This window comes from Hungatella hathewayi WAL-18680, assembly GCF_000235505.1.
Lineage (GTDB): Bacteria > Bacillota > Clostridia > Lachnospirales > Lachnospiraceae > Hungatella_A > Hungatella_A hathewayi_A.
In genome coordinates this window covers 3,455,245-3,463,137 of sequence record NZ_JH379027.1, presented here as the reverse complement: position 1 = coordinate 3,463,137, position 7,893 = coordinate 3,455,245, and the positions used below count along the sequence as shown (strand labels likewise).

General features: G+C 52.3%; 9 protein-coding genes. 8 read left to right on the top strand and 1 reads right to left on the bottom strand.

Annotated features, from left to right (window positions below; translation table 11 throughout):
* On the bottom strand, positions 1-429 hold a 429-nt coding region (locus tag HMPREF9473_RS15825; protein WP_006781163.1), incomplete at its 3' end, for an HAD family hydrolase.
* Positions 430-635: 206 nt separating this feature from the next.
* On the opposite strand from HMPREF9473_RS15825, the gene HMPREF9473_RS28230 reads away from it, so the two are divergent.
* From HMPREF9473_RS28230 to HMPREF9473_RS15790, 8 genes are all read left to right on the top strand, one after another.
* Complete coding sequence (locus HMPREF9473_RS28230; protein WP_242830816.1) at positions 636-1,115, top strand: LacI family DNA-binding transcriptional regulator; 480 nt, start codon at positions 636-638, stop codon at positions 1,113-1,115.
* Complete coding sequence (locus HMPREF9473_RS28225; RefSeq protein ID WP_242830815.1) at positions 1,021-1,674, top strand: substrate-binding domain-containing protein; 654 nt, start codon at positions 1,021-1,023, stop codon at positions 1,672-1,674. The genes HMPREF9473_RS28230 and HMPREF9473_RS28225 overlap by 95 nt, the downstream gene beginning before the upstream one ends.
* Positions 1,675-1,759: 85 nt before the next feature.
* Complete coding sequence (locus HMPREF9473_RS15815) at positions 1,760-2,713, top strand: nucleoside hydrolase (RefSeq protein ID WP_006781161.1); 954 nt, start codon at positions 1,760-1,762, stop codon at positions 2,711-2,713.
* Positions 2,714-2,736: 23 nt separating this feature from the next.
* Positions 2,737-3,843 carry a nucleoside 2-deoxyribosyltransferase gene (locus tag HMPREF9473_RS15810; protein ID WP_006781160.1) on the top strand — a complete coding sequence of 369 codons (1,107 nt, stop codon included), beginning with the start codon at positions 2,737-2,739 and terminating at the stop codon, positions 3,841-3,843.
* A gap of 353 nt (positions 3,844-4,196) precedes the next feature.
* On the top strand, positions 4,197-5,213 hold the full coding sequence (hflK, locus tag HMPREF9473_RS15805) for an FtsH protease activity modulator HflK (protein ID WP_006781159.1): 1,017 nt from the start codon (positions 4,197-4,199) through the stop codon (positions 5,211-5,213).
* A gap of 2 nt (positions 5,214-5,215) precedes the next feature.
* Positions 5,216-6,088 carry a protease modulator HflC gene (hflC, locus tag HMPREF9473_RS15800; protein WP_006781158.1) on the top strand — a complete coding sequence of 291 codons (873 nt, stop codon included), beginning with the start codon at positions 5,216-5,218 and terminating at the stop codon, positions 6,086-6,088.
* 228 nt (positions 6,089-6,316) lie between these two features.
* Positions 6,317-7,174, top strand: a complete 858-nt coding sequence (metF, locus tag HMPREF9473_RS15795; protein ID WP_006781157.1) for a methylenetetrahydrofolate reductase [NAD(P)H] — start codon at positions 6,317-6,319, stop codon at positions 7,172-7,174.
* A gap of 71 nt (positions 7,175-7,245) precedes the next feature.
* Entirely contained in the window at positions 7,246-7,887 is a 642-nt protein-coding gene (locus tag HMPREF9473_RS15790) for a vitamin B12 dependent-methionine synthase activation domain-containing protein (protein ID WP_006781156.1), read from the top strand.
* Positions 7,888-7,893 lie beyond the last annotated feature (6 nt).

Genomic DNA, 7,893 nt, shown 5'->3' with positions numbered 1-7,893 from the left:
CCTGGAATAACCGTGGATGTGATTGGCCTGGCGGATGGTATGCTCCGAGGCAAACAGCGGCCGGTAGGCATCGTCATAATCGAAACTGAATTCCAGTCCCCGCCTGACATAATCCAGAATGAGATTTCGGTAAGGCTTCACAGGAAAGCGGCGTTCGAGAATGACGGTTCCCCGGTAAACCACGATTGCGCCGTTGCAGGCGATGTAATTTTGCTGCTCCCTTGGCAGAAAGGAGCCGACATGGTTCTCGATCCGGTGAGGCATCCGGCCTGACGCGATGGAAAAGACAATCCCATAATCCGCCAGCCGCCAGATGAGTTCTCTTGCGGCAGGAGAAATGCTTCCGTTCTTATCCAACAGCGTTCCGTCCATATCACAGGCGATGAGCTTGATATCCGGGTTCGCACCAGCAATCTTCATATCTTTCATAGGATGTACCCTCCAGTCGGAATGTATTCTTGTTATAATAATAATACAAGATGGAGGCTTCGTCAATATAAAAATCTGATATTAGGAGATAACGAAGCTGACAGAAAATAGAGAACAGTGAATAGAGATATCCGTTGACGCTGTCTGCTAAATTATGTATAATTTTGATAAATAAATTTACCAAATATGCTGACAGGAGAATCTATATGAAAATTAAAGTAAAAGATATTGCAAAAGCCGCCGGTGTGTCGCCAGCCACCGTCTCCCTGGTGTTGAACGACCGGCCCTCCAGAATTGCCGACAGCACAAAGGAACGCATTCTCCGCATCGCCACGGAGATGCGCTTTGAGCAGGACTCCGGTATGGATTTCTCATCGCTGCGAAATACGAGGACGCTGGGAATGATTATTCCGGATGCGGGGAATCCCTTTTATCACTGGCTGGCGGAGGAAGTTTCCTCCTGTGCCTTTGAGAATGGCTATGTGACGCTCCAATGCTTTGTCAGGGATGACATGCTGTGCTTCTATCAGGCGCTGGAGAGTCTGATTGCCAAAAAAGGTGGACGGCCTTGTGCTCATTCCGCCCAAAACGATGGACAAGGAAAATGTGAAGGCCATGAAGGCGGTTCAAAAAAGCGGGCCCCCCGTGGTGCTGCTGGACCGTGCGGCCTACAACTTTTTCTGTGATTTCGTGACGGCCGACCACAAGGCGGGGGCCCGCATCGCCACCGATTATCTGATAACATTCGGTCATACCAGAATTGGATGTATGGTGGGAGGGCCAAATGTCTATACTTCGCGGACACGCGTCAACGGGTACTGTGAGGCGCTGGCGGCGGCCAAGATTCCCTACGATGACAGTCTGGTCTACTACGGCAATTACGATGTGGAGACCGGCCGCCTGGGACTGGAGGAACTGCTGAAGAAAGACATCACGGCGGTCGTGGCCGGAAATGATTTGATGGCATACGGTATTTACCTCTATGCCCAGGAGCATCATTTCTCCATACCGGAGGATTTGTCCGTGATTGGATATGACAACACCCCGCTGTGCGGTCTGCTTGGGGTCCCTTTAACCAGCATAGAACAGGATGGCGACGTGATCGCGCGAAAGGCAGTGGAAGTGCTGCTGGAACGGATATCGTTTGAAAAAGGGCCGGAACCGGTGCCGTACCAGAATTATTATTTTACCCCGCATATCGTGGAGCGGAAATCTGTCAAAAACCTGGTTGACATTGATAAATAAAATGATATAATATAGTAAAAATATTTATCAAAATATTTACCAAAAAAACAAATCAACAAAAAATGTACACAGGAGGAGAGGACAGATGGAAGCAAAGAAGATAATCCTGGACTGCGACCCGGGGATGGATGACTCCATGGCGATTGTGATGGCGGTAAAAGCGCCGCAGCTGGATGTAAAAGCCATAACCACCGTAAACGGAAACTATCCGGTGGATGTGACCGCCGGGAATGCGCTGAAAATGCTGGAGCTGCTGGGGCGGACGGATATTCCGGTGGCGAGGGGAATGGCGGAACCTATGTTCCGGGAGTCCCCAAAAGACCCGTTCACCCACGGGAAGGACGGACAGGCAGAAAACTTTCTTCCGGAGCCGGTGACGCCTCTCTGTGAGAAACACGCGGTTGATTTGATTATCGATCTGGTAAAAGAATATCCAAATGAAATTTACATTCTGTCCACAGGTCCGATGAGCAATCTTGCCATGGCGATGAAGAAGGCACCGGAGATCAAGGGGATGATTGCGGGAATCTATGCCATTTCTGGCATGTTCGGGCAGAATCCCTATGCCTTTGCCAATGCCACGGGGGACACGCCCCAGAGTGAGTGGAATGTGTACGTTGACCCGGAGGCGGCCTCCATCGTATACCATTCCGGCGTCCGGCTGGTGGCCCTGGGGCTGGATGTGGCGACTCATTTCGATGTAAATCTGACGGAAGAGGATTTGGAGCGGCTGCGTCGAAGTGACAGACGGGAAGCAAAGTTTTTGTATCAGTCCACCCAGTTTGTGAAGAATAGAGGATTTGAGGCCTACTGTGCGGTGATTGACTGTATGGCCGTGGGATACGCCATCGATGAGACACTGGTGGAGACCTTTCAGGGCCGTGTCGGAATTGAGACGAAGGATGGGCTGACCCTTGGCAATACGGTGGTAGATTACCGTCACCATCATGTCTGGGAAACGCTTCCGATGATAGAGATAGGAAAAAAGGCGGATTACGGGGCATTTTTAAAAATGCTGATGGAGCTGGTGCTGCGCTGATTGTGGAAGGGAGAGGGATAGCGATGAGGAAAAAAGAGAATATCTACATTGCAGGGCCGGAGTGCTTCTATGCGGATGGTCCGAAACGGCTGTCAGCCATGAGGGAGCGGGCGGAATCTATGGGATTTGGGGTGACCCTTCCCAATGACAGGCCGCTGGATATGAGCAGTGAGAATCTGCGTCATCACGCCGACAGCATTTTTGAAAATCTGAAACAGGCGATGCTTGACACTACCGTCATCCTTGCGGATTTGGAAGCATACCGGGGGTCCGAGCCGGACAGCGGAACGATATTCGAGATAGGGATGGCATACGCGAAGGGGGCTAAGTGCTATGGATTCACGAGAGATAAGCGCCCCTGTGCCTGCAAGGACCAGAGATTCAGCCTGCGGCATGGCGTGGTGGTGGATGAGCATGGGAGGGAGGCGCCCTATCAAGAACTTCCCTTTTCACCCTGCGTCATCGGCTCCACCAGAATTGTGGAAGGTGATTTTGATGACTGCCTGAAGCTGCTGGTTCTGGACCTGGAGGAAGAAGAAAAGCGGGATGGGATGCGGGGAGTGCCGTCTATTGCTGCCAGCGCGCCGGCTGCGACAGTCCGGCCGTTAAAAAACGGGGGAAAGCCGACGGTGTATTTATCGGGACCGGAGCGGTATGACCTGGATGGGGAATCGATCTATGACCGGATGAAGGAAATCTGTAGCCGCCACGGACTGGAGGCATACGGCCCTCTTGACTGGGCGGACGGCGTTTCGCCTGTGGAGACAGACTCTCCCTATACGGCCGCTGCGAATCAGTTTGACAATGCCTGTCAGCACGTGAGGGACTGCGATGCAGTCATTGCCAATTTGAACGATTTCAGGGGCTATGAGTGCAGCAATGACGTGGGATTTGAGTGTGGCATGGCGTTTCAGCTGGGGAAAAAACTTTATGGCTATATGGATGATACCCGTCCCATGAAGGACCGTGTTCCCCATCTTGGCGCCGAACAGGAATACCGCGATATGACAGGCGCCAATGTGGAAAATTTTGACTATCCGCTGAACCTGATGTTTTCCTGCTCCATGAAGATATGGGAAGGAAAATTTGAGGAGATTGTGGAGAAGGTGGCGGCGGAACTGCTCCCATGAAATAGGTAAAAACAGTAAAAACTGGATATTGTCAAATTATTGACAAATTTCGACACCTATGATATGATATCCCTAACGTAAGAGGGAGTAGCTTACATGGCGGAGATTCCGGAGAACAGAGAAGAATTTCCAAAATGTATATGATGACGTCAAGACGATAGAACAGAGGATTCTATCCGCATCCTATTGAAACAGCAAGACTTTTATTGCAGCCATAGTGGCCCCAATAAAAGTCTTTTTTGATTATCAGGGAAGAAGAACTCTTACGGAGCATTCTCGCTTTTTCGGTTCCATGGGCCGGGGAGCGGGTGCGGAGCATAAACTGCTAAGGAAAACAGAAAGGTGGAAAATGTATGGAGACTTACAATCCTGACATGCAGGAAATGAAGGGAAAAGCAAAGAAAATGATGAACCGGGCGAAGAAAACAGGGGTGGGAATTGTGATTGCCCTGGTGGTGCTGATACTTGGGTTCAGTTCCGTTTACAATATACAGGAACAGGAGCAGGCCGTGCTGACAACCCTGGGTATCGCCAGCAACGTGACGCAGCCGGGACTGCACTTCAAGATTCCATTTATCCAGAACGTGCAGAAGGTGAACACCACAATCCAGGGCTTTGCCCTCGGATATGACCCAGGCAACAATGAGAGCGAGGAGGAAGACTCGCTGATGATCACCAGGGACTACAACTTTGTCAACGTGGATTTCTTTATCGAGTACAAGGTAGCGGACCCGGTGAAGGCGGTTTACGCCTCGGAGGACCCGCTGCTGATTCTCAAAAATATCAGCAAAAGCTGTATCAGGAGCGTCATCGGCAGCTACGATGTGGACGCCGTTCTGACAACCGGGAAAAATGAGATTCAGTCTAACATCAAAACCATGATTATCCAGAAGCTGGAGCAGCACGATGTGGGCCTTCAGGTGGTCAATGTGACCATCCAGGACTCCGAGCCGCCGACCGTGGAGGTCATGGAGGCATTTAAGGCCGTGGAGACGGCGAAGCAGGGGAAGGAAACCTCCATCAACAACGCCAACAAATACCGGAATGAGAAGCTGCCGGGAGCGACGGCTGAGATCGACAAGATTCTTCAGGAGGCGGAGTCCTCCAAGACCCAGCGTATCAACGAGGCCAACGCCGACGTGGCAAAATTTAACGCCATGTACGAGGAGTACGTGAAGAATCCGCAGGTGACCAAACAGCGGATGTTCTATGAGACCATGGAGGAGGTGCTTCCGAGGCTGAAAGTAATTATCGACGGCACGGATAAGACCAGCACCATTCTTCCGTTAGACAGCTTTACCTCACAGGCGGGCAGCAGCCCGGCGAACAGCCAGACCGCATCCGGCCAGAACACAGAAGGGGAGGAATAATCATGAAGAAAACCGTAACAAAATTAGTGGGAGTATTGATTGCGCTGGCCCTGGTGATTGGGCTCTCAGGCTCCCTGGTAGTGACGAAGGAAAATGAATACAAACTGATTCGGGAATTCGGACGTGTGAGCCGTGTCATCGACACCGCGGGCGTCAGCATGAAGATACCGTTTATCCAGAGCGCGGACACACTGCCGAAGGAGATTCTGCTCTATGATCTGGCGGCCTCCGACGTCATTACCATGGATAAGAAGACCATGCTGACAGACAGCTATGTGCTGTGGAGGATCACGGACCCGCTGAAATTCGCACAGACGTTAAACTCCTCCGTCCCCAACGCGGAGCGGAGAATCGACACGGTGGTATACAACTCCATCAAGAATGTCATCAGCAGCATGAGCCAGAATGATGTCATCAGCGGCCGCGACGGGGAACTGTCGGAGGCGATTATGAAAAATATCGATGGCAATATGGACCAGTACGGCATCCAGCTTCTGTCTGTGGAGACGAAGCGCCTGGACCTGCCTGCGGACAACAAGGCGGCGGTGTACGAGCGGATGATATCCGAGCGGGATAAGATTGCGGCCACCTACACGGCGGAGGGCCAGTCGGAAGCGAAGGTAATTCAGAACACCACGGACAGGGAAATTGCCATCAGCATTTCCGACGCCCAGGCGGAGGCGGCAAGAACCACCGCTGCCGGCGAGGCAGAGTACATGAGAATCCTGGCGGAAGCCTACAATACGCCGGAGCGTGCCGAATTCTATGAATTTACAAGGGCTTTGGACGCGGCCAAGGCGTCCCTGACCGGCAGTAACAATACCCTGATCCTGCCGGCGGATTCCCCGATTGCTGGGATTTTCATGGGGAGATAGGATGCGCTGAGGCCGGGAAAGATTGGAAAAAAAGATTGCAGGATAAGCCTGCCGGGTGTTATACTAAAACGAAAACACCCAGGCAGGCAAGAAGCGGCAAAAGGTCGAAATGAATTTGTGTTGTGTGCTTGCACATGGGCAGAGGATTTTCGGCCTTTTTGCCTGTGAAAATTCAGGGTAGACAAGTATTGGATGTTTTAAGAGACGGAAGATAGGAGAACATGTGGAATGAAGATTAAGGATATACTGGGCCAGGGAAAACCAACGCTGTCATTTGAGGTATTTCCGCCCAAGACGGAAGATAAATATGAGTCGGTGGAGAAGGCGGCGGTGGAGAGTGCAGGGCTGTCACCGGCCTTTATGAGCGTGACCTACGGGGCAGGCGGGGGGACCAGCCGTTATACGGTGGATATCGCCTCCATGCTGAGCAACACCTACCAGGTGCCGGCGCTGGCTCATTTGACCTGCGTGTCCTCCACCAAGTCCCAGGTTCACCAGGTCCTGGAGGAATTGAAGGAGCGCAATCTGGAAAATGTGCTGGCTTTGCGGGGGGATATCCCAAAGGACGGCGTGGTGGAGACGGATTACCGCTATGCCTCCCAGCTGATTTATGAGATAAAGCAGACGGGGGACTTCTGTGTGGGCGCCGCCTGTTACCCGGAGGGGCATGTTGAGTCGGTGAACAAGACGGCGGATATTGGATATTTGAAGGAGAAGGTGGAAGCCGGCTGCGATTTCGTGACGACCCAGATGTTCTTTGACAATAACATTCTATATAATTATCTCTACCGCATCCGGGAACGGGGCATCACGGTTCCTGTGGTGGCGGGGATTATGCCGGTGACTAACGTGGCCCAGATTAAGCGGATCTGCCAGATGTCCGGCACCTATCTGCCGGCCAGATTCAAGGCAATTCTTGACCGGTTTGGGGACAATCCGGCGGCGATGAAGCAGGCGGGTATCGCCTACGCCACGGAGCAGATTATCGATTTGATTGCCAACGGCGTCAACGGAATCCATGTGTATTCCATGAACAAGCCGGATGTGGCGAAGCGGATTATGGACAGTTTGTCGGAGATCTTGTAGGAGTGTGTCCGGGGCGACAGGATGGGAAACGGTGTAAAAGATAAGATGAACATGAACAGCAGGTGATGGGTATGGAGATGAATGAGAACGAGGTGCTGCGGTATCTGGGATACGGCAGACAGAGCGCAGATGAGCAGGTGTCAAAACTGATGCGGGAGTGTTGGGACGAACTTTCGGCTGCGGCCTCCCCAAAGAGCATCAGCCGTACCTATGACCTGCATTTTTTTGAGGAGGACGGGATTGACGCCTCCTGTTTTCAGACTCGCAGTAAGAGTTTGAGAAAGAACCTGAAGGACTGTGAGAAAATACTGCTGTTCGCGGCGACCCTGGGGGTCCCGGTGGATATGCTGATACAGAAATACAACCGGATTCAGATGAGCAAGGCTGTGGTTTTACAGGCGGAGGCCGCGGCCATGCTGGAGGATTACTGCAACGAGGAAAATGCCAGGCTGAAAGCGGAGTTTGAGGCGGAGGGCTGGTATCTGCGCCCCAGGTTTAGTCCGGGATATGGGGATTTCCCGCTGGAATGCCAGAAGGAGTTAACCGGCGCGCTGGAGACGGGAAAACGGATTGGCATCACGCTGACAGACAGCCTGCTCATGGCCCCCGCCAAATCCGTGACGGCCGTGATTGGAATCAGCCGGATACGGAGAGACTGTACCGTGAGAGGGTGCGAGGTCTGTGAGAAAACGGACTGCATGTACCGGCGGTAGAGCGCG

What these genes read in the sequence shown, in the direction of transcription:
- HMPREF9473_RS28230 (WP_242830816.1), top strand. Translation starts at nt 636, where the DNA reads ATGAAAATTAAAGTAAAAGATATTGCAAAAGCCGCCGGTGTGTCGCCA.
- HMPREF9473_RS28225 (WP_242830815.1), top strand. Translation starts at nt 1,021, where the DNA reads ATGGACAAGGAAAATGTGAAGGCCATGAAGGCGGTTCAAAAAAGCGGG.
- HMPREF9473_RS15815 (WP_006781161.1), top strand. Translation starts at nt 1,760, where the DNA reads ATGGAAGCAAAGAAGATAATCCTGGACTGCGACCCGGGGATGGATGAC.
- HMPREF9473_RS15810 (WP_006781160.1), top strand. Translation starts at nt 2,737, where the DNA reads ATGAGGAAAAAAGAGAATATCTACATTGCAGGGCCGGAGTGCTTCTAT.
- hflK (WP_006781159.1), top strand. Translation starts at nt 4,197, where the DNA reads ATGGAGACTTACAATCCTGACATGCAGGAAATGAAGGGAAAAGCAAAG.
- hflC (WP_006781158.1), top strand. Translation starts at nt 5,216, where the DNA reads ATGAAGAAAACCGTAACAAAATTAGTGGGAGTATTGATTGCGCTGGCC.
- metF (WP_006781157.1), top strand. Translation starts at nt 6,317, where the DNA reads ATGAAGATTAAGGATATACTGGGCCAGGGAAAACCAACGCTGTCATTT.
- HMPREF9473_RS15790 (WP_006781156.1), top strand. Translation starts at nt 7,246, where the DNA reads ATGGAGATGAATGAGAACGAGGTGCTGCGGTATCTGGGATACGGCAGA.